Origin of the sequence: Prevotella phocaeensis (genome assembly GCF_900065875.1) — a bacterium.
GTDB lineage: Bacteria > Bacteroidota > Bacteroidia > Bacteroidales > Bacteroidaceae > Prevotella > Prevotella phocaeensis.
On the sequence record NZ_LT160616.1, the window covers coordinates 15,749 to 37,272 of the forward strand.

Here is a 21,524-nt window from a genome sequence, read left to right on the forward strand (position 1 = left end):
CGCAATGAGCAAAAGATTTTTCTTGCACCTGTCTGCCATCCTTTTCTTGGCAGTATGGTGCATCGATATGTATGCCGCAGTTAATTCGCTTGCACCTACTGCGGGCAAAAGAGTGTTCGTAGAGCTCGGCTCGAAAGGTGCCGATGCACCGATATATGTAATAAACTATGGCGAAAGAAATGTAGAGAGTTTCGAGTACACGCTCGCTTTCGACGGTAGAGTGATGGCAACCGAGACTGTTACATTGCAGCAGCCGATCCTTCGTATGGACAGCAGAAAGATGATGATACCTATTCCTTCGCATGCTACATTGTCGGAAACGGAGCTGACTTTTACCATTACAAAGGTGAACGGGCAGCCTAACGAGGCCGGTACCAATTATACGAACATACCGCGAATAACCGTTACGAAGGCTGCAAAACGCCGTGTTGTGGTCGAAGAATATACCGGAATGTGGTGCGGTTATTGCCCTAAAGGCATTGTAGTTATAGAACATTTGGCTAAAACATATCCCGATGATTTCATCGGTATTGCCGTTCATGGAGGAAGAAGTTATGAACCTTTGCTCTGTAGAGCTTATATTAAGACTGCTAATAAGGAGGCCAAAGGCTATCCAACGATACGTATGAACCGGAAAAAGGGCATATATGATTATAAAGGAGATAACGATTTGGCGGACGAAAAGAACTATGGAACAGAGGCAGATGTAGATGTGTCGGCCGTATGGGATGCAAAGAAGAACGATATCTCGGTAACCTGTATGACAACTTTTAGGATCAATAAGCCGGAAGCTCCCTATGCTATCGCTTTCGTACTTACCGAAGACGGTATGAAGAATGCCTCTTGGGCACAGGCAAACTATATTTCCGGTAACCGTAGCTATGCGGGTATTTCGGAGGAATTAGATTGGTTTGTCAACGCTCCATCTTATATTTATGGGCTCGAAAATAACCATGTAGCCATCACGGCAGCAGGTGTCGATAAGGGTATAGAGGGCTCTATAACGGCTCCGATCGAGGCAGATAAGCCACAAACATATCGCCATGTGTTCTCTAATATAGCACAGTATCGGGTGGTACAAGATAAGAGTAAGATGCACGTGTGCGCCCTTTTGATCAGTACGAAGAACGGTGAAATCGTGAATGCTGCCAAGTGCAGCATCGCCGAAAGGCCCGTTACGGGCATAGAGAACGTGCAGACAAACCGGACGAACGCCGTGGAGACGGCTCGTTACACCATAGACGGCAGACGGATTTCTGCCCCCGTAAAGGGCATAAACATCGTGAAATACAGCGATGGACGCACGGTAAAGACGGTCGTAAAGTAAGGATTTAGACCGATAGATACATCCTCTACGTTCGTCGGTTAGTGTAGTCGTGTGGCGTACTACCTCCATCTTGTGACACCGGCAGGGGGATATGCGGTGCAAAATCATTATTTGTGAGTATTGCGCCGGCAGTAAATAGTGGGTATCTTTGCACCCGTTAAAAAGATTGGAACAAAGCAACGGATAAGCGAGAAACAGTCATTGCTCATATCTTCTCTATAGGTTAGTGCTGAGCCCGACGTACAATAACTCCTTATGGTACCACAATTATTACCAATTTGTTAAGGCAATAATGGCGATATGATAAAGAATAAGGTTGTGCGCATGGGGTTGTTAGCGCTAATGGTGCTTACTTTTTCTGTATTGAAAGCGCAGAATAAAGACTCCCTAAACATTAAGGAACCCCAATACATACAAGAGGTTGTCGTGCAAGGCAGCCAAGTTAACCGTATCAATTCTTCGGCATTCAACGCCGTGGCAGTAGATTTGCGGCGGCTGCGGAATACAAATCTCGATATTGCACACGTGCTCGACCGCGTGTCGGGCGTAAAAGTACGCGAAGATGGTGGCTTGGGTTCGGCCGTAAACATTAATCTTAACGGTTTTACGGGCAAGCATGTAAGGCTGTTCATCGATGGTGTACCGATGCAAGGGGTATCGTCGAGCTTCGGTATCAATAACATTCCCTTGGGTTTGGCGCAGCGTATAGAGGTGTATAAAGGCGTTGTACCTGTGGAATTCGGGGGAGATGCCTTGGGTGGAGCTATCAACATCGTGACCGACAGGCGCGGCGGAACCTACGTAGACGCTTCTTATTCTTACGGTTCGTTCAACACCCATCGCACCAATTTGGCTTTCGGCAGCACGTTCAGGAACGGTCTGACGGTGAAAGTGAATGCTTATCAGAATTTTTCAGATAATGATTATAAGGTGAAGGTGAGGAATACCAACCTCGAAACCATGCAGGTTGACAGCGAGGAAAGGTGGTTCCGACGCTTTCACGACCGCTATCATAACGAGGCAGGCATACTGCAGATTGGCGTCGTAAATCGGTCTTGGGCCGATAGGTTGATGCTCGGATTGGCTTACAGCCACGAATATGCGCAGATACAGAATGCCAATATCATGACCATCGTGTTCGGCGGAAAGCTGCGCAAGGCGCAGGGATGGGCGCCGAGCCTTATGTATGAAAAGCGTAACTTCTTTGTGCAGAACCTCGATCTGCGCCTCTCGGCACGTTACGATGCCGTGCTAACCAACAATATAGATACTCTCTCGCGCACCTATAACTGGGAGGGGCGCTATGTGGCCAATGCCTATCAGGGCGAAGGACAGGCCACACTGGCCGAGTTCAGGGGCAACACGCTATCCTTGGTGGGTGCACTGAAATACCGTATCGGCGACAAGCACTTCTTTTCTCTCAACAACACGTTTACGGATTATCGCCGGCATACCACGAATAATGCTGCCAATGCCGTGCAACAGACGGCCGCCACGTTCATGCGACGCGTAAATGTGAAGGAGATATTTGGTGCGTCTTACAAGTTTATGCCTGCCGAACAATGGAACGTGACGGCCTTCTTGAAGTATTATAACTCGCATGTACGCGGGCCGGTAAATATAGGTTCGCGCCGTTACGAGGAGCAGCAGCGATCTGTGAATGCCCTCGGATACGGCATGGCCGGTACGTATTTCGTGAACAGAGACTGGCAATTAAAGCTGTCGTACGAGAAAACATTTCGCCTGCCTACCGATCGCGAGCTCTTCGGCGACGGCGATTATGAGCGGGGCGACAGCCGTCTGAGACCGGAGATGAGCCACAACGTTAATCTGAACCTTGGCTATCAGCACACTTTCAGCGATGTAAGTACGCTGCAATTTGATGCGGCTTTCAATTACAGGAGGATAGAAGATTACATCATCCGTATCATCGGATCGACGGGAACCGCCATGAGCAGCAACCATGGAAAGGTGATCGGGCTGGGCATGGACTTATCTGTACGTTACGCTTATCGCGATGCACTGGCCGTAGGGGGTAACTTCAGCCTGCAAAGCATGCGCGACCGTGAGCGGCTCACGGCCATCGGATCGGCGTCGGTTACCTATAACAACCGCGTTCCCAACCTGCCCTATTCCTTCGCCAATGCCGATGTGTCGTACACGTTTAGAGATGTACTCGGAACAGGCAACCGTCTTACCTTCGGTTACGATATGCGCTACGTGCATCGTTTCTACCGTTCATGGGAGGGATCCGGCGCTAAGCTGTATATACCCGAGCAGTTTTCGCACAACGCCAATGCCACCTATTCCGTTAAGCAAGGGCGTTACAATGTGTCGCTCGAGGTCAACAACTTTACCGATCGGCTGCTCTACGACAATTACAGTCTGCAGAAACCCGGGCGAAATTTCAGCATTAAGCTGCGTTATATGTTCTACAAGCAGAGATAGGGCGGCTGTGCGATGGCGGTAGAGTGCCCTCCTAACGGGCTTACAGCCTATGCCTAAGGTGGATAGAAGTACGGAACAAAAGGATAACAGTATCGAAAACATAGAATTTGATTATATAAATTAGAATTATGAATAGCAAGAATTTTAAACTCAACAGCCGGATGGTCGAGGCTTTGTTTATCGCTGCGTCGGCAGTGTTTACGGCCTGTGGCAGCGACAACAGCGTAGGCGGAGACGACAATCCCGTAAACCCGACGCCCGATCCGTCGGCACCTGTCGAAGTCGGCAAAGGTCCCTATGTCATCGGAGTGAAGACAAGTGCGGGCGATGGTCGTGAGTATGTCATCCAAACAACGTCTATCGAGCGCGGCAATCTCAACCTGAAACAGAACATAAAAGAGCTTGAGCAGAGCGATTATACATGGGTGTTCCACAAAGATATTGCCGTGGGGTTTGCCTATGGTTACGCTTCTGCCGGTTACGGATATGCCATGAAGCTCGTTTCGGAGCAAGAGAAATTGAAGGATTTAAGGGACTTTCGCATCGAACCCCGCTATACCAGTTACGGCTTCTTCAATAACCAACTCGTGACAATGGTAGGCGGTCAGACCGGTAGCGACGGCAAACGTAACGATCTGGCCGTGTTTACGATCTTCGATATCTCGGAAAACGGCGTGGCTAAAGCGGTACAGAAAACGATTTACACCAAAGACATAACGGGCAACGGGCAGCAGATTACCTTCTCTGGAATAGCCGACAATGGCGACGGCACCTTCATGACAGCTGCCGTAGAGTCCGATTTCAAAGACGTAGGTGTAGGAGATGGTTCGAGTATCGGTACGGTGAAATATCCCGACAGCGTGTGGGTGGCCAAGATGGACAAGAACATGAACGTGGTTAAGCTGTATGGCGACGACCGTTTGAGCTTTGCCGCAGGGCGCTGGCATGCACAGAATTTCAACGAAGTGTTCAAGACCGACGGCACCGACACCACCTATGTGTTCTCGAGCGCCATAGACGCTACCACGACAAGGCATGCCGGAGCGCTGCGCATTGTGAGGAGTATAGACGGTTTCGACAAAGGCTATTATTGGGACATTCAGTCCGACTTCAACAATTACAAGTTTCGCCGAGTGTGGCATGTTACGGATGATGTTTTCCTTATAGAGTTCTATAACGACTATAATCCGGGCAATACCTCTGTGGCACACCAGTATGCACTTGCCGATATGAGCGAGAAGAAACTCACCAAGATAACCGGACTGCCGGCCAAAAACCTCATTAAATCGGGCGAACAAACGGCCGGTGCGCCTCTTTACGACGAGGGTGTGCTCTATTTGCCCATTACGGAATACGGCTCCGATGCCATTATCTATTCCATCGATCTGCATACGGGAACGGCCAAAAAAGGTATCACTCTTACCGGTGTGGGCGAGGTGCGCAACATGGGAAGACTAGGAGTAAGATAAACGATAAAGGCTAAAAAGGCTGATAAAGCAAATATATATAAAGTTAAATTCAAACAAATAACAAAACAATGAAAAAGATCAATTTCTTTAAATTCGCTGCTGTGGCACTTGTCGCAGGCATGCTTAACGCGTCGTGCAACGATGGTAACGACGACAACAACGGCGGTACGACGCCCATAGAGCCCTCGCAGGTAAAGTTCATCGTTGCCTCGGGCGATCCACAGACCGACCTTAGCGGAGGCGTAGTGCTGAAGATGTTCAGCGATCTTTCTGCTGTCAAGACAGACCAAAGCGTGTATGCAGATACGCTCGCAGGGGCTTCTACCACCAAAGTACCCGACAGTTTCACGCAGATCACCTACAACCAAAGCACGGGTGTTTATACGGGTTACATCTATGCACGCGGCGCTTCGGCACAGGGAATAGGCGCAATGAAAGCCGGACTACGTTCTTATAAGGTTGTCGACGGCAAGCTCTCGCAGGTCGGGAACCCCGTATTGGTGAGCGCGTTCGGCAATACCGGCACGTTCGGCAACTACTCTTATGCCGCACAGATCAGCCAGCCTTATGCCATGGTTGTAGATAATGCGGGCGCAGGAAAGAACGTTGAGCTCGCTTTGACGAAGTATGCCATTGACGAAGTAAACCCGAATATCGGCAATATAGTAGACCTCGGAAACGATCAGGTGGCCATCGTGCTCAATTACACCAACCGTGATTCGGCCGTAGTTGCCTTTGCCGATTACAATCTGAATATATCGAAAGTGGTTTATGATGGCCGTATAGGTGCATCGGTAGGTGCACAACGCAGCGTTCGTTATAGCCAAAGCGGGACTGATGATGAGGGTAATCTTTACGTATTCTGTGGTTCCGGCGTAAACGGAAAGGCAGACAAAGTGGGCGCACTGCGCATTAAAAAGGGCGAAACCGAATTCGATAAGGATTATAAGTTCGATATTTACGCCGCTTCCGACGGCTATCGGTTCCGCAAAGCATTCCACATCAGCGGCGATAAGTTCCTGCTTGAGTTCTACGTGGATAAGGCTTCGTATGGCAATATGAGTACTTCCGGCAAGCTCGCAGTGGTAGACATGAGCGACAAGAAGCTCACTTGGGTAACGGGATCCGAATATCTTGACGGCTCTAACACCAAGGCCTCTATCAGCTGGGGCGACGGTTTCGACGGCTATTACTATCTGCCTGTGTCGGGCGGAACCAGCATGAACGGCGGCGGAGGAAGGCCCGGAACGGGTGGAGGCAGGCCTCATGGCGTTGCTTCTCGGGCCGGAGAAACTGCCGTTACGCCTACTATATTCAAGATAGATGCTGCAACGGGCAAGGCTACGCCGTTTATGACGTTCAAGTCTTCCGACCTGCTGAAAGGCATATCTATTATTAAGAAGTAACGTATGATGGCAAAATATTTCAAACACATGCTCATGGCTGCGACGGCAGCCATGAGCAGGAACTTTATCGGAGCTGCCGCCCAGAGCAGCGAAGATGCCGTGCTGCAGAACATAATGACACGTTGCAGCATCCGTAAGTTCCTGCAGAAACCCGTAGAAAAGGCGAAAGAAGAGAAACTTCTGCGTGCTGCAATGGCGGCACCTTCATCGCGTAATCGTCAGCCGTGGCACTTCATCGTGCTCAATACCAAGGAAACTATTGCCCGATTTGCCGATGGCATGCGCCACAACGAGACCATCAAAGGCGCGCCGCTCGTAATCATAGCCTGCGCAGACACCATGCGTATGGCCGAAGGACAGGGGCGCGACTTCTGGATTCAGGACGTTTCGGCAGCCTCGGAGAACCTTCTTCTCGCTGCTCATGCTATGGGATTGGGAGCTGTGTGGACGAGTGTATATCCCGTAAGTGGCAAGATTGCCGGCGTTACACGGGCACTGCATCTGCCCGGAAACCTGATACCTTTAAACTGTATCCTTGTGGGTTATCCCGACGAACCGGCCGAGATAAAAGACAAATGGGATCCGGATAAGGTGACCTACGGGCTGCCCTAAACCCGATAGTTGGCAATGGCCATGCGGCGGTTGGGCTCCTCTTCGCTGCGCAGGCTTACGTGGAGCCACTGCCGACCGTAGCGGCTATGCTCGAAAAGCAGCTGGTCGAACGGGCAATGTTGCCTGATGAAACGGAAATAGGCACGGCCGGTGGCGTTGTCAGGCAGGCGTATGTCGGCCGCTTCGCCCCGCATGTGTTGCGAATTGCCCACGCCTCCGATCTTCATATTAAGCCGCGGAGAGCGGTATCCACTGTTGATGTGAATGGGACCGAAGTGCTTCCTGAGCGGCTCGAGTACCTCTTGACAGAGGCGTCGAAGTCGTTCTGTGCAGGCTGCATCGGGGGTGTTATCGATATGGTAACGCTCGGCAGTGGCCGAAGACGTGAACTCTCGCAGCGAAAAGTGTTCGCTGAGCATTTGTAATTCGTTTTTCATAAGTCGTAATTATTAATTTGTTATCGATGGTAGAGACTGCATGTAAGGGCTCGGCACCTACTTTCTTGCGGCTTGTTCGTACCGTTGTTGCCTCGACGCGCTGAGGTATTTCATGAATTCATTGCGCGTTTTGCGTTCGTTACGCAGTAGGTGTAGCCTTTTTTCATCACACCTTAATTGTTCATCTTTCTTCCTTCATCCCGTTGCTTACGAAGCGTTTGAGCGGATGACGGTCGCCCTGTGTGCCGATCATTCGGCCCAATCGGGTGATGAGCGAGGTGTTGTAGGCATCCTTACGCATATGGATATTGTTGATTACCGCGTAGGCATTCTTGGGCGGAACGATATGCAGACGGGTGCAAAGTTGCTCGGTAAATCGACCGAAAAGTACCCTTCGTCCGAAGATGTTGAGCAGGTAACCGCGCGCCCACATTGTGTGTATCAGTTCTACAAGGTCGCATACGGGTGCCGTCCACGTGATGTTGTCTTCCTCGCGCGTGCGGCATAGCAGTTCAAAATCGTCTCTGATTGCCTCCAACACCGTATTGGTGTCGGGCAGTGTCGGCATGGTTGTTTGTCGTGTCATAGCTGTAAAATGTTTAAGTTATACCTGAAAACGAGTTTCAGCCGATAGTCTTTTAACTATTTCAGCGGCAAAGATAAAACACATTTTGGAAGGGGTATTTCCACAAGGAGTGATGTTTTGTTAAACAATGTTGTAAATGTAGGGATGAGGAGTGATTAGTGAAGAGTGAATAGTGGTACCGTTTTGAGTGCATATTTTGAGACTGTAGGGATGAGGAGTGATTAGTGAAGAGTGAATAGTGGTGCCGTTTTGAGTGCATATTTTGAGACTGTAGGGATGAGGAGTGATTAGTGAAGAGTGAATAGTGGTACCGTTTTGAGTGCATATTTTGAGACTGTAGGGATGAGGAGCGACTGGTGTAGAACGATTGATGGCGATATATTAAATACACATTCTAATAAAAGAGAGGAGGCACTAAGCCGTTTTTAATTCAACAGATGTACCGGTTAAGCAGGATAAGCGGGCTGTCTATGGCAAACAGGCTGCATGCCTATGTAGAATAGGCGGGCGCTCCATCTTAAGCAGTTGTTCGCTCCCGTTGCAACGGGTAGGGGCTGTGTACACTTTTTCCCTACTTTTAGGTATTGCAAGGGCAGGCAAATATGTCTATTTTTGCAAACAGACAACAGTCGCAGGCTTATGCAAATGCAGAAAGACTTTACACGGAAACGGATACTCCACAGTGCGGAGAGGCTCTTCGCACAGAAGGGATTTCGCAGTACTTCCATGCGCGAAATTGCGATGGATGCCGGTGTGGGACTGAGCAATATGTACAATTATTTCGAGAACAAAGACCGCATTTTCCGCACGCTGCTCATGCCTTTGACCGACGAATTAAACCGAATGCTGGTCGAGCACCACGATCCGAAAAGCGTAGAGCGGCTGGTGCCCGAGCTCAATAGTATGGGCGAGCGGTTCGTTACCGGCATGGTAAGCGAGTATCTGCACGTGGTTACGCGCTACAGGCGCCAGTTGCAGCTGCTGTTCTTCAAGGCTCAAGGATCGTCGTTGGAGAATTTCATCGACAATTTTTCCAAGCGTTGTGTGGAACAGATACAGATTTTCATGCAGCAGATACGTAGAAACAGCGCCGGCAGCGGTACCGTAGTGGCCGACTTCACCATACGTCTGCACACGGTATGGATGCTTACGCTGTTCAAAGAAATGGCCAGACAGAACATGAGTCCGCACGACAGACGGCAGATACTTACGGATTACGTCACCTTCGAGTGTGTAGGATGGAGAGAGCGCATCAACCGATGAACGCTCTCTTTTTTTTGAAACATTTTGAAAAGCGTTCGTTTTTAATCCTGCTGTATAAGGGGCATGGATCGTGAAAAAGTAAGGAAGTAGAAAGGTAAAGGAGCAGAAATGGGTTTTTAAGGGAGAGAAGGTAAAAGGACAGACATGTAAAAGATAGATTTTAAATATAAAATATATGGAAAAAGAAAACAAACAATCAAACCTGAAGAGGCTGCTCTCGTATGCCGGAAGGTTCAGGTATTTCATTTACGCCTCTTGGGTGTTGTCGGCTTTGAGCGCACTCGTGGCGTTGCTACCCTTCGTATATATATGGATGATATTGCGCGAAGTCATCGCCGTGGCACCCCATTTCGGCCGTGCAGAGCATATCGTCGACTACGGTTGGGTGGCGCTCTTCTTCGCCGTGCTGTCTATCCTTATATATATAGGTGCGCTGTTCTGCTCACATTTTGCGGCGTTCCGTATCGCCTCCAACATACGTTCTGCGCTCATGCACTACATCGTTACGCTGCCCATAGGCTTCATGAACGACATAGGGAGCGGCAAGCTGCGCAAGATAGTCAACGAGTCGAGCGACGCTACAGAGACCTATCTCGCCCATCGTCTGCCCGACAATGCGGGCAGTATTGCCACACCTATCGGTCTTCTGTGCCTGCTTGCGTACTTCGATTGGCGGCTGGGTATTCTCTGTATGGTGCCCGTCTTGCTGGCTTATGCCATCATGTACATCTTCATGACCGGCAAGGATTTAAAGGTAAAGATGAACGAATATCAGCAAGCGTTGGACGCCATGTCGAACGAAGCCGTGGAATATGTGCGCGGCATTCCTGTGGTGAAAACCTTCGGACAGACCGTTTTTTCGTTCAAACGTTTTAAGGATGCCATCGACAGATACGGGCAATGGGTGATCGGTTATACCCGTTCGCTGCGCCTGCCTATGGTGGCTTACACCACTATTATCAACAGCATCTTCGCAATTCTGATAGCTGTAGCGCTCTATGCGGCAAGCAGTAAGGCCGACGGTTCGTTCCTTCTCAACCTTCTCTACTACGTAATAATAACCCCGGCCATCACGGTTGTGCTCACCAAAGTGATGTATATGAGCGAAGACAAGATTATTGTAGCCAACGCACTTAGCCGTATCGACAGCATTTTAAGCATCGCCCCGCTGCCCGAACCGGCCGTAACGCTTCCGCCGCGCGACAACTCTGTGGAGCTCAGCGGCGTAACATTTCGTTACAAAGATGCCCGAACAGATGCTTTGAGGGGCGTGTCGCTCAGCATTGGGGCGGGCGAACACATCGCTTTGGTAGGCCCTTCAGGGGGCGGAAAAACCACATTGGCCAGTCTTGTGGCACGCTTCTGGGATGCTACGGAGGGCACTGTAAGTATCGGAGGAACGGATGTTCGCAATATCAGAAAGGAAGACTTGATGCGACAGGTATCGTTCGTGTTTCAAGACAGCCGGCTGCTTAAAGGCTCCATTCTCGACAACGTGCGCCTGTGCCGCCCCGAGGCAACCGAGCAAGAGGTGCGCCATGTGCTTTCCGAAGCGCAGTGCGACGACATCATAGCCAAGCTCCCGAAAGGCATACACACGCTGATTGGTACCGACGGAACCTATCTCTCGGGCGGCGAACAGCAGCGCATAGCCATCGCAAGAGTAATGCTTCAGAACACTCCCATACTCATTCTCGACGAGGCAACGGCCTTTGCAGATCCCGATAACGAGGCACGTGTGCAAGCTGCATTCAAGGTCTTGGCGGTAGGGAAAACCGTTATAACGATTGCGCACCGGCTGTCTGCTGTGACTACAGCCGACCGTATCTGTGTGTTGAAAGACGGTAAAATCTGCGAAGAGGGCACGCACGACGAACTTAAAGCGCGCAGCGGAGGCCTGTATGCCGAGATGTGGCGCGAATACAACCAATCTGTAAACTGGAATATAGGAGGAAGAAAATGAATATCATCAAGACTTTGCAACACAAATATGCACTCTCTGAAAGAGGTGCACGCGACATGGTGAAGGCGTGCATCAGCTGTACAGCGGCAGATTTGATACTGATTATGCCGGTTGGTTTGCTGTATTTCATAGTGGCAGACCTGCTCCACGGCGGACATATAAGCGGCGAACGTTCCGCTTGGTATGCCGTTCTAACGGCGGTATGCCTACTGTTTATCGCCCTTACAACGTACATTCAATACAACGCCACGTTCTTTGCAACCTACGTAGAGAGCGGCGTGCGGCGCATTACTATTGCCGAACGGCTGCGACGGCTGCCCCTTTCGTTCTTCGCAAAGAAAGACCTTGCCGATCTTACGAGTACCATCATGGCCGATTGCGCTACCTTGGAAACAGCCTCATCGCATTGGATTCCCGAGTTTATAGGTGCCATTCTTTCCGTTATTCCCGTAGGCATAGGCTTGTTCTTTTACGATTGGCGCATGGCTGCGGCGGCCCTCTGGGTGTTTCCGGTGAGCCTTGCAGTGGTGCTGCTCTCCACCACTGTGCGCGACAGGCTGGGGCGCCGGCAGATGAAGGCCAAGATGGCATGTGCCGATGGCATACAGGAATGCCTCGAAACCGTGCGCGACTTGCACGCCAACAATGCCGAGACAATGTATCTCAAAGGCCTCGATATGAAAATTAAAGCCGTGGAACATCGTGCCATTGTGAGCGAACTGGGCATGGCAGTGTTCGTGGTCAGTGCCCAATTGATACTGAAGTTAGGCATCGCAACCGTGGTTCTTACGGGCGCCATGCTGCTGATGCAGGGACAGTTGAATGTACTCCTGTTTTTCATGTTCCTGCTGGTGGTGTCTCGACTTTACGATCCCTTGTCGGCCGCACTCATAAATCTTGCCGCCATCATCGGGCTGAGTGTGCAGAGCGAACGTATGAACGAAATCTTGGAACATCCCGTTCAAGGGGGCACAGACAGACTTACCAACCGCGGATATGATATCGTGTTCGACCACGTGGGCTTTGCTTACGACGCCTCGGAACCCGTGTTGACCGATGTTTCGTTCACTGCCCGTCAGGGCGAGGTAACAGCTCTGGTAGGCCCGTCGGGTGGGGGTAAGACCACCGTATCGCGACTTGCCGCCCGTTTTTGGGATGTGAGCAGCGGACGCATCACCGTGGGAGGCATGGATATCGCCACGGTTGATCCCGAAACATTGCTGTCGCTTTACTCCATTGTGTTCCAAGAAGTAACACTGTTTAATAACACTGTGATGGAAAACATACGCATCGGGCGCAAAGATGCCACCGATGAAGAGGTGCTGCATGCCGCACGTATGGCTCATTGCGATGCCTTTGCGGAGCGTTTGCCCGACGGTTGGAATACGTTGATAGGCGAAAACGGCTCCGAACTTTCGGGCGGAGAGCGGCAACGCATATCACTTGCACGCGCCTTTCTTAAGGATGCTCCCATCATTCTATTGGACGAAGCGACGGCTTCTCTCGATGTTGAAAACGAGACGATGATACAAGAATCGCTCTCAAGACTCATCGAAGATAAGACGGTATTGGTGATTGCGCATCGCATGCGCACGGTGTCGGGTGCCGATAAAATAATAACGCTGCGCGGCGGGAGGGCCTATGTGTAGCTTGTTGATACGGCAGACGAGATCTGCACACGTAGCATGCAATACAGATAAGAAACAAAAATAAACGTATGAAAGAAAAGATAAAATTCAGCGGCGTAGTACAAGAAACGCTGCTCATCCCGCTCTATATGCGGGCTGTAGAGAGTAAGCGGAGGGCCGACAATATACTGAAAGACGACTTTGCCGAAGGGTTAGTCGACCGTATAGACTATAACTTCGCCAAACTGAAAAATGCAAAAATGAGCTATGTGGGCTGTGTTGTGCGCGGCAGATACTACGATGATGCCGTTCGAAGTTTCATCCTGTCGCACAGAAACCCTGTTGTTGTGAACGTTGGGTGCGGTTTCGACACGCGCTACCAGCGCATTTTGGAGCACGACCGTGCCGTGTTTTACGAGCTCGATCTGCCCGAAGTGATCGAACTGCGCCGGCACCTGATACCCGAACAGCAGGGCGATACCTACATCGAGGGTTCGCTGCTCGACGACTGCTGGCAACAACGATCAGTATATTACGGATAGATATTGTAAAGGTCAAAATAACACAAGATTAGATAATAACAAGCTAAAAATGGTTAACATGGATAAAAATAGTAAGGATAAAGAACTTCTAACCAAGCTTTCATTTAAATTCTTGGACGAAATGCTATTTCGTAATAGAATGAAAGAAGTTTTCGGTTATGATGTAGGAAGGCACGAAAACCTGGATGTGGATACGATAAATGCCATATCTGTAAATGACGAACCAGATTTTGTAAATATAGAAATATTCTGTAATAGTTTAGACTTGCTCTGACAGTTGCTTTCTTATCTGACAACTAAACTGTCCGATGTTTGTTGCGAAGTTACATATTTTACAGTTGGTACTTTCTTGCCACGTCAATTTCTTCAATAAAAGTCTGTATGGGTGTTTTCACGAAGCAGTACTTTCCAGAGTATGTCCTTTGCGTGTTGTATGAGTTCATCCACACATCAAGGTCCACTTGTAACTGCTCGATAGAGGTATAGATATTCTTTCTGAATACAATTGCGCAGACTTCATTCTGCAGGGTTCTGTTAAATTGAATTAGTCAAGACTTAATCTGACAATTACGCATAAAAAATAATTTTGTAACAGAAAACAGATTGAGTTATGACAACATCAGAAAAGATCATCAAGAACAAGCTGGGATTGCTTGAACTCTCCCAACAGTTAGGAAACGCATCACGTGCCTGCAAGATTATGGGCTACAGCCGTGACAGTTTTTATCGTTTTAAAGAGTTGTACGAACAAGGAAGTGAAGTTGCCTTGCAGAAGATTTCCCGCCGTAAACCGGTCATAAAGAATCGTGTGGAAAAACATATCGAGCAGGCAGTAGTACGGATGGCGATAGACAATCCGGTATTAGGCCAGGTTCGTGTATCCAATGAACTGCGTAAGAAAGGTATCCTTGTTTCGCAGGGTGGAGTGCGTTCCATTTGGCTACGGCATAATATGGAGTGTTCTCCGCCCAGCGAGATGAGGATGCCTTTCTTGTGCAGAGCACTGTTCACTTTATATTCCATTCTTCCTACAATGATATGAGGGTATGTATCGACTCCTCCATACGATATTTCTTTACAAGGAATACACATTGTTATAAATTTGTAAAAAAGTGTAATTTTATTCGTCGATACCCACCAAGGCAATATATACAAAGAAAATAGCAACTATCTTTGTATGCAACAGAGAACTCACTTTTGGTATTAAAAAACTCTACTACTGACATCCAACATGAAAAATGCGCTATCATACCTCCGTTGGGGATTCCTTTCTGCTATGATGCTTTGGGGATTCACGGCCTGCAAGTGGTCAAATACCCCACCATCGGATACCTTAGCCTATGCCCGTGCCGACAGCGCGACAACTGAGTGCAAAGATATACCAGCAGCTGAACAGTTACTGAAAGCCTATATCAAGAATGGCAATCGTACAGGAATGATGCTTATTTACAAGGTACTGGGCAAGAAATACAGGGAGAGCAATCGATTTTTCGATGCTATCAGAACACATCGAAAGGGGTTGGAAATAGCACAGGAATTGGCAGATACTATAGAGATGATACGTGCCTTGAACAATCTTGGTACCAACCACAGACGCATCGGTGTACTTGACGAGGCAGCCTTCTTCCACTATCAGGCACTGCTCTACTGCAACTTGTATAGTCGAAAAGACAGGAAGACGAAGAAAGACCGCGTAATATCACTCAACGGAATCGGTAATGTGATGCTAACACTAAACAACTACGAGGTAGCCGACAGCGTATTTCGCGTAGCACTGAGTGGTGAAAAAGAAATGGGTAGTGACCTAGGACAGGCGATTAACTATGCCAATATTGGCTCAATATTCGAGGCTAAAGGCAAGAACGACTCGGCAATGGCATATTACACACGTTCGCTGGAACACAATATACGGGCAAAATCCGATCTTGGTATCGCACTCTGCCATATTAGTTTTGGCCGTCTTTACGAACAAAACAGGCTTTGGGATGAGGCAATCGAGAAATATAAGTATGCTTATTCTCTAATGGAAAAGAAGGGCGACAGATGGCATTGGCTGGAAGCAAGTACCGCTCTGACACGCATCTATATTGAAAAGGGAAAACTCAACAAAGCGGCGAAAGCTCTCTCCAAAGCACAAAATGTGGCGGAGGAAATTGGCTCCAAGGAACATCTAGCCATCATCCATAATCTCTATTACCGTCTATACGAACAGCAAGGGAACCACGCTGCGGCGCTCAAGAGTTATACCCTGAGTAGTGTTTATAAAGACAGTGTATCGGGAACGCAAGAAATCGCACATATGCAGAACATTCGAATCAAGTATGAACGCGAGCGGGTACGCAATGAAATAAGTGATATGCGACAACAATTCATGTCCGAACAGAGTGCTAAAAGGTCGTTCGTCCGCTCCACTATCGTCTCACTTGTATTACTGGTCATCGTCATTGCACTGTTGATTTATACCGTTCGGGTGCGCTCGCACAGCCAGCGTATGCAGCATCGCTTGGAAGAAATACGTACCAGCTTCTTCACAAATATCACCCATGAATTTCGCACACCGCTCACAGTGATACTCGGTATGGGGCACCATATGGAGACAGGACATCTGCCCGCAGGCGAAACAATGCAGTCTTGGGGAAGCGCTATCGTGCGTCAGGGTAACAGTCTGCTGAACCTCATCAACCAGTTGCTTGACATATTCAAAGTAAAGTCAGCCATCGGAGAACCTGACTGGCGCACTGGAGACATCGTAGTTTATCTGCGTATGATCACCGAAAGCTTCATCAGCAGCGCCCGACAGAAAGGTATTATGTTGGGATTCTCGTCGGCCCAATTGGAGATAATGATGGACTTCGTACCCGATTATATACAGAAAATTATGCATAATTTGCTATCCAATGCCATCAAGTACACGCCCGAATCAGGCACTATCTACGTCAGCGTACGCAGTGAGGCTGATCGGCTCGTGCTGCAAGTGGCAGACAACGGTGTGGGCATCGCTCCCGAAGATCAGCCTCACATATTTCAACCTTTCTATCAGGGTAAGAATAGCAATGGCAGTATCGGCACGGGAGTAGGTCTCTCGCTTGTATCGCTGATCGTGAAAGCCATGGACGGGAATATCGACATAGACAGTTCGCCGGGCAGAGGCTCTGCTTTCACGGTAACATTGCCCCTGCGTCATGGCAAGTCTAATTGGCGTCTCTATGTAGCTGAGGAAGACAGAACGGATGCACCTTCCATTTCCAATGGTGTCGAAGCTGCCGATGCCAATGATGAAGAAAGCCGTCCGTTAGTGCTTATCATCGAAGACAATGCCGACGTCGCACACTATATCGGACTGCAACTCAGCGTTAGATACAAGGTGGAATATGAGATTAACGGTACTGCCGGACTGGCAAAAGCAGAGGCATCGGTGCCCGACCTTATCATTACCGATCTAATGTTGCCGGGTATGGACGGTTATGAGATATGCCGGCGAGTGCGCTCTTCAGAAGTTATCAGCCACATACCCATTATTGTAGTGACCGCCCGAGCTACCGAGAAAGATCGCATCAAGGGTATTGAGAGTGGTGCCGATGCCTATCTCTACAAACCATTCAACGCCGACGAGCTGAAAATGAGAGTGGAAAAACTGCTCGAACAGCACCGCCGATTACGCGACACATACACTAAGGCTGGGCTTGCTGACAGACCAGAAGACGAATTCAAGAACGACAGGGAACGCAACTTCCTTAATCGGTTCGGTGACATTATACGTCAACATATGAGTGAAGGTGACCTGACCAACGATACACTGGCGGGCTATATGGGCATGAGTGTTTCCCAACTGCGCCGGAAGATATTCGCCCTGACGGGTGATAACATCTCTATCTATGTGATAAGAGTACGCATCTCCAAGGCCAAAATACTGCTTAAAGGCAGTCCGCAACTCAAGATTGGCGAGGTGGCTGCAAGGTGTGGCTATTATGACATTTCGCATTTCTCCAAGACTTTCAAACAGGAATGTGGTATGACACCCACACAGTACAGATATTCTCATTAAGTATTTCTCACTCTTCAGACTCTTACATCTATTACGGATAAAGATATTTATTAAAGTGTATCTAATTGAAAATAAAGAAGTTACCTTGTTGCATAGGCTAAACAGGTAACGATTTGGAAACGAGTGAAGTACTTTCAGTCGCAGGTTTCTGCATTAACAAAGAACGCTTGTTATTCTATTTGCAAAGATAATCATTTGCTTTGAATAACAAGCGTTTTTGATGAAGATTTCTCTCTTTTGCTTTGTCTTCGTTTTGGGATAGAGACTAGGAATAGAGAAAAGTGGTTACAATCCTCTCCCTCTTTTCTTCTTTTTCTTGGCTTGGTTTCTGAGCCTGTGCTGCCATGCAGTCTCGGCATAATCATCACCATGTGTCTGTGGGTTGATGAACCCGCCTGCTCCGAAAATGATTTCTTCGGCTGCATTTATGGCAGTACTTGCCACATTGCCTACTGCTTGTGCAATAGATGAACTTTCATTTGTGTTGGCAAGTGACGTATAGGAACGGCTGGGAGGAACAAGTTGATAACCTGTATGGGATTGAATTTTGTTCTTTGCCGGCTCGTCTGCCGTTGTCGTGGCTTTCTTTGGTTCTGTCTTGTTGCTTATCTCAAAGTTCTTCTGCAAGGAACGGTAACCGAACTCCCTGCCGATTTCAGAAGCTTTGAAACTTTGTCCGTTATAGGAGAACTTCAAGCCATATATCTTTCCCTGTTTGTTCTTTAAGCGTTCAATGGTTACACCACTCTTGCTAAGGTCATAGAGAAACATAGAGTGCCCTGTGATGCCTGTGCCTTTATATTTGTTGAGCAAGGCGTAGCAGATCTGCTGCACCTGCTGCTTTGTTTGTTCTCTTGTTGGGCTGGCTTTTGTCTTTTTGTGTGTCCTTTCCGCCTTTACTTCCTTTGCGATGGTCAATCCGTACTTACGGCTAAGATCTTCCGCTACCCTTGCAGCCTTGTTGCTCACAAAAGTTGTATCATAGACCTCTCCGTACAGGTTGATGCGGTTGGCAATGATATGGATATGCATATTGTCGGTATCCCTGTGTGTTACTGCCACCCATTGATGGTTGGCAAGTTCCATGCGTATTACAAAGTCTGACGCAAGGTTACGGACAGACGCAAGACTCAATCTTTTCTCATCTTGTGGTGCTATGCCGATTTCAATGCGGAGAAACTTGTTCCTGCAACGGCTGTTGTAATCGCTGACCATCTTCATTTCCTCGTAAATCTCCTTTGGCGTAGTGCCGCAGAGATTGTAAAAGAGAAGCGTTTTACCGAGTTTTCCCTCTCTAAAAATATATTCCAGTGCATTGTTACCATGCGCGATAGCTTTACATTTTCCTATCATTCTCCATCAGATTTAAGAGTTTAATTGCCCTTTCCTCAATACGGTATTTGGGATTAAAGAAACGCTTAAATGCTTCCCTTGCCAAATAGGAAAGGCTTTGAGTAATCAGTACCCACGCATCATCCTTTACCTTGATAAGGTTGGAAACATGTGTAAAGAAGTAGGCCGTTCGTCTCAACACCTCTATGGCTTCCTTTTCATTGTCCGTCATCTTAGGAATGGCAATTACCTCACCATTAAGGAGTATCTCACGGCAGTAATCTGAGAACTTCCGGCCTGTGCTTTCTGCCTTTGATTTAATTCGCTGCTTTTCCTCTAAGGTGCATCTTACCTTGATGAACTCCGTTTTGTTCATCCGCTGTTCTTTCTTCTCCTGCTGCTGCCATCGGGCAGTCTTGCTATTGTATCTGTTCATATAAAAGTCCTCTTTTCGTTATTTCTTAATTCCTGATGGCTGACCGATGAGAACGGAGTGATTACGGTCTAACCTCCCCGATAGTCTGACAAGGGGAGCAAGCGCAGTTTGTGGGTACAAACTGACGTCTTGCAATGTCAGTGATAAGACCATTTACGCACGAGGCGTTTTGCAGCCGAAAAGTGAATGCCGTGCATTCTGTGTTTAACTGTGTTCGTGGTGTTCTCATCATTCAGATGTCTGCTTGCTAAAAATATGATGTCATATTTGCCCAAATATGACGTCTCATTTACGAGAATATGACATCATATTTTAATGCGATAGTAGGATTAGAGCGGGAAATAAATCTTTTGAAATTCCTTCCTCGTCCCTTTTCCTGCGGTTTACAGCTTTCTCCATTTCTCTATGTCCTCACCGTATTCCTCCAAATGCGTGCACACGAGGTTCTCCACAAAACTTGAAAGGTTGCTGCCCCTGTCGCCCTGCTCAGATAAACCGCCTTTCGGTCGTTCAACTTTGTAGGAACAAGGAAAGTCTGTTTATAGGCTTCGAGCGTTCCCCGTCTCATCTTGGCACTGATACGCCGTTGAACGGTTGCATTCTCTGTGTGCAGTGTAGGTTCGGATGGCTCGGAAACTATTACTTCTCGGCAATCTGTTTCCTTTGATGGAGCTTTTGCCTGTGGTTGTTCTTCCACCTCGTCTTCTGTATCTCCCAAGTAGTATGTAAGACTTCTCCTTTCTGTCCTTTCATTACTTTCCTGTCTGTTCATGTTGAACGCGTCTTTTATGGATTGGTCTATCTCCTCTCTGCTTGCTTTTATCTTTTTCATTGCTCTATCGTATTTTTAGTTTGACTTGTTTGGGTTTATTGTTTGTTTTTGGAGCTTTCTCCAGCTTTTTCTGTTGCTCACGAACACGGCTGACATGATACTCGTTGAGGTCTTTAAAGTTCTTGTAATATCGGGACATATCCTCGACATTAAAGCCTGCCTTTATCAGCTCTTGTATTGCTCTCCGCCCCGCGTCGTCGTTATCAAGGAAAGCCTGAATATGAGTTAGATTGTGGGCGTTTAGATAGTGAACTGTCCTTGCCACATTGCTTACGGAGTTCATCACAAGGCAGTAGTTATTTACTTCTTCTTTCATTGAAAGGAAAGAGAGAAAGTCCATAAATCCCTCAAACAGACAGACGGGCTGCGCTTTGTTCTCAAATATCGGAGTGATGTTCTTTGGGGCAATCGTTCCTTTGAACGTCTTGTCGTCCCGAAGTTCATAGCCGCCCGAGAGGTTGGCAAAGCCTATGGCTTCGTATCTTCTTCCCCTTACCTCATAGCTGATACATTTGAGAAAGGGCAATGCCTTTTCCAAATTGATGCAGCGCTCATTTGTAAGATACTCCTGCAAAGGTGGCGGCAAAGTGTCTGATACATCTATTAATCTCCTTACCCCGTTTACCATTTTCTCTTTTGGCAGTCTGATACTGCCATTGCTGCTGTATGCCTTTTCCTTTGAGGGTTCGACATTGTTGCACGTTGTATCAAAGGAAGTGGTCTGCCCCAAACGGCAGATGGCTTCCGACAGCGTGCAGCCCTCCAATCGCATACAGAGGTCGATGATGCTTCCACCCCTGCCTTCGGCATAGTCTATCCAAAGATTCTTCTGCGTGTCCACCTTGAAACTCGGATGTGTTTCTTCACGAAGTGGTGAACGGTACAGGGCATAGGCAGGTGTCCTGCGTACTGGCTTGATGCCTTTCCTTTCAAGATACGCCACAATGGGATATCGCTTGATGAGTGATAAATCTTCTTCTGTCATTGTCATAAACTTTAAATGGTTGGATAATTCTTATTTGAATAATAATGGTTGGTTTGAATGATATTTGAATGTTGTTTGAATAAAATTCTCTTTTCCGAAGTTTTCCCCTCCAAACTTTTTTACCTTTCTTCTTACTACATACTATTTTAATATAAGTAATTGATAATCAGCAATAGTTAGTAGTATGTGGAGATACTACACATACTACTACAT

Annotated in this window: 15 protein-coding genes and 3 pseudogenes; 12 read left to right on the forward strand and 6 right to left on the reverse strand. The window is 48.0% G+C overall.

Features of this window, described 5'->3' with window-relative positions; genetic code table 11:
• The first annotated feature begins 4 nt into the window (after nt 1-4).
• The 5 genes from BN3912_RS00575 (at nt 5) to BN3912_RS00595 (ending at nt 7,262) form a co-directional block, all read left to right on the forward strand.
• A complete protein-coding gene (locus BN3912_RS00575; protein ID WP_023984379.1) occupies nt 5-1,327 on the forward strand; it encodes a thioredoxin domain-containing protein in 1,323 nt (440 codons plus the stop codon).
• Between the two features lie 300 nt (nt 1,328-1,627).
• Entirely contained in the window at nt 1,628-3,775 is a 2,148-nt protein-coding gene (locus BN3912_RS00580; protein ID WP_023984380.1) for a TonB-dependent receptor plug domain-containing protein, read from the forward strand.
• A 128-nt stretch (nt 3,776-3,903) separates the two neighbouring features.
• Complete coding sequence (locus BN3912_RS00585; protein ID WP_023984381.1) at nt 3,904-5,244, forward strand: DUF4374 domain-containing protein; 1,341 nt, start codon at nt 3,904-3,906, stop codon at nt 5,242-5,244.
• Nucleotides 5,245-5,312: 68 nt separating this feature from the next.
• Nucleotides 5,313-6,650, forward strand: a complete 1,338-nt coding sequence (locus BN3912_RS00590) for a DUF4374 domain-containing protein (RefSeq protein ID WP_023984382.1) — start codon at nt 5,313-5,315, stop codon at nt 6,648-6,650.
• A 3-nt stretch (nt 6,651-6,653) separates the two neighbouring features.
• Nucleotides 6,654-7,262: a nitroreductase family protein gene (locus BN3912_RS00595; RefSeq protein ID WP_036859635.1), complete on the forward strand. Its 609-nt coding sequence runs from the start codon at nt 6,654-6,656 to the stop codon at nt 7,260-7,262.
• Here the strand turns inward: BN3912_RS00595 and BN3912_RS00600 are convergent.
• Together BN3912_RS00600 and BN3912_RS00605 are read right to left on the reverse strand one after the other, a co-directional pair.
• Nucleotides 7,259-7,699: a D-Ala-D-Ala carboxypeptidase family metallohydrolase gene (locus tag BN3912_RS00600; protein WP_023984384.1), complete on the reverse strand. Its 441-nt coding sequence runs from the start codon at nt 7,697-7,699 to the stop codon at nt 7,259-7,261. The two genes, BN3912_RS00595 and BN3912_RS00600, sit on opposite strands and share 4 nt — an antisense overlap.
• A 181-nt stretch (nt 7,700-7,880) precedes the next feature.
• Nucleotides 7,881-8,285, reverse strand: a complete 405-nt coding sequence (locus BN3912_RS00605; RefSeq protein WP_023984385.1) for a hypothetical protein — start codon at nt 8,283-8,285, stop codon at nt 7,881-7,883.
• Nucleotides 8,286-8,924: 639 nt separating this feature from the next.
• On the opposite strand from BN3912_RS00605, the gene BN3912_RS00610 reads away from it, so the two are divergent.
• The 7 genes and pseudogenes from BN3912_RS00610 to BN3912_RS00640 all read left to right on the forward strand — a co-directional run bounded on the left by BN3912_RS00610 (nt 8,925) and on the right by BN3912_RS00640 (nt 17,726).
• Nucleotides 8,925-9,548: a TetR/AcrR family transcriptional regulator gene (locus BN3912_RS00610; protein WP_023984386.1), complete on the forward strand. Its 624-nt coding sequence runs from the start codon at nt 8,925-8,927 to the stop codon at nt 9,546-9,548.
• A 175-nt stretch (nt 9,549-9,723) separates the two neighbouring features.
• Nucleotides 9,724-11,511, forward strand: a complete 1,788-nt coding sequence (locus tag BN3912_RS00615) for an ABC transporter ATP-binding protein (RefSeq protein WP_023984387.1) — start codon at nt 9,724-9,726, stop codon at nt 11,509-11,511.
• Nucleotides 11,508-13,160: an ABC transporter ATP-binding protein gene (locus BN3912_RS00620; RefSeq protein WP_023984388.1), complete on the forward strand. Its 1,653-nt coding sequence runs from the start codon at nt 11,508-11,510 to the stop codon at nt 13,158-13,160. Before BN3912_RS00615 ends, BN3912_RS00620 begins: the two co-directional genes overlap by 4 nt.
• A 68-nt stretch (nt 13,161-13,228) precedes the next feature.
• Nucleotides 13,229-13,654 (forward strand): annotated as a pseudogene (locus BN3912_RS00625) (class I SAM-dependent methyltransferase); the annotation flags it as partial.
• Nucleotides 13,655-13,739: 85 nt separating this feature from the next.
• A complete protein-coding gene (locus tag BN3912_RS00630) occupies nt 13,740-13,955 on the forward strand; it encodes a hypothetical protein (RefSeq protein ID WP_023984390.1) in 216 nt (71 codons plus the stop codon).
• 336 nt (nt 13,956-14,291) lie between these two features.
• Nucleotides 14,292-14,636, forward strand: a pseudogene (locus tag BN3912_RS00635) (helix-turn-helix domain-containing protein); the annotation flags it as partial.
• A gap of 276 nt (nt 14,637-14,912) precedes the next feature.
• Nucleotides 14,913-17,726, forward strand: coding sequence for a hybrid sensor histidine kinase/response regulator transcription factor (locus BN3912_RS00640; RefSeq protein ID WP_023984392.1), 2,814 nt, complete (start codon nt 14,913-14,915; stop codon nt 17,724-17,726).
• 285 nt (nt 17,727-18,011) lie between these two features.
• Here the strand turns inward: BN3912_RS00640 and BN3912_RS00645 are convergent, their stop codons facing one another.
• From BN3912_RS00645 to BN3912_RS00660, 4 genes and pseudogenes are all read right to left on the reverse strand, one after another.
• On the reverse strand, nt 18,012-19,079 hold the full coding sequence (locus BN3912_RS00645; protein WP_023984393.1) for a relaxase/mobilization nuclease domain-containing protein: 1,068 nt from the start codon (nt 19,077-19,079) through the stop codon (nt 18,012-18,014).
• A complete protein-coding gene (locus BN3912_RS00650) occupies nt 19,063-19,494 on the reverse strand; it encodes a plasmid mobilization protein (protein ID WP_023983094.1) in 432 nt (143 codons plus the stop codon). The genes BN3912_RS00645 and BN3912_RS00650 overlap by 17 nt, the downstream gene beginning before the upstream one ends.
• 383 nt (nt 19,495-19,877) lie before the next feature.
• A pseudogene (locus tag BN3912_RS00655) lies at nt 19,878-20,326 on the reverse strand (DUF3408 domain-containing protein).
• Between the two features lie 4 nt (nt 20,327-20,330).
• Nucleotides 20,331-21,311, reverse strand: a complete 981-nt coding sequence (locus BN3912_RS00660; protein WP_023983096.1) for a toprim domain-containing protein — start codon at nt 21,309-21,311, stop codon at nt 20,331-20,333.
• Nucleotides 21,312-21,524: the final 213 nt, after the last annotated feature.

Excerpts from the sequence above, each read along its gene's own strand:
- BN3912_RS00575 (WP_023984379.1), top strand. The coding sequence starts at position 5 with ATGAGCAAAAGATTTTTCTTGCACCTGTCTGCCATCCTTTTCTTGGCA.
- BN3912_RS00580 (WP_023984380.1), top strand. The coding sequence starts at position 1,628 with ATGATAAAGAATAAGGTTGTGCGCATGGGGTTGTTAGCGCTAATGGTG.
- BN3912_RS00585 (WP_023984381.1), top strand. The coding sequence starts at position 3,904 with ATGAATAGCAAGAATTTTAAACTCAACAGCCGGATGGTCGAGGCTTTG.
- BN3912_RS00590 (WP_023984382.1), top strand. The coding sequence starts at position 5,313 with ATGAAAAAGATCAATTTCTTTAAATTCGCTGCTGTGGCACTTGTCGCA.
- BN3912_RS00595 (WP_036859635.1), top strand. The coding sequence starts at position 6,654 with ATGATGGCAAAATATTTCAAACACATGCTCATGGCTGCGACGGCAGCC.
- BN3912_RS00600 (WP_023984384.1), bottom strand. The coding sequence starts at position 7,699 with ATGAAAAACGAATTACAAATGCTCAGCGAACACTTTTCGCTGCGAGAG.
- BN3912_RS00605 (WP_023984385.1), bottom strand. The coding sequence starts at position 8,285 with ATGACACGACAAACAACCATGCCGACACTGCCCGACACCAATACGGTG.
- BN3912_RS00610 (WP_023984386.1), top strand. The coding sequence starts at position 8,925 with ATGCAAATGCAGAAAGACTTTACACGGAAACGGATACTCCACAGTGCG.
- BN3912_RS00615 (WP_023984387.1), top strand. The coding sequence starts at position 9,724 with ATGGAAAAAGAAAACAAACAATCAAACCTGAAGAGGCTGCTCTCGTAT.
- BN3912_RS00620 (WP_023984388.1), top strand. The coding sequence starts at position 11,508 with ATGAATATCATCAAGACTTTGCAACACAAATATGCACTCTCTGAAAGA.
- BN3912_RS00630 (WP_023984390.1), top strand. The coding sequence starts at position 13,740 with ATGGATAAAAATAGTAAGGATAAAGAACTTCTAACCAAGCTTTCATTT.
- BN3912_RS00640 (WP_023984392.1), top strand. The coding sequence starts at position 14,913 with ATGAAAAATGCGCTATCATACCTCCGTTGGGGATTCCTTTCTGCTATG.
- BN3912_RS00645 (WP_023984393.1), bottom strand. The coding sequence starts at position 19,079 with ATGATAGGAAAATGTAAAGCTATCGCGCATGGTAACAATGCACTGGAA.
- BN3912_RS00650 (WP_023983094.1), bottom strand. The coding sequence starts at position 19,494 with ATGAACAGATACAATAGCAAGACTGCCCGATGGCAGCAGCAGGAGAAG.
- BN3912_RS00660 (WP_023983096.1), bottom strand. The coding sequence starts at position 21,311 with ATGACAGAAGAAGATTTATCACTCATCAAGCGATATCCCATTGTGGCG.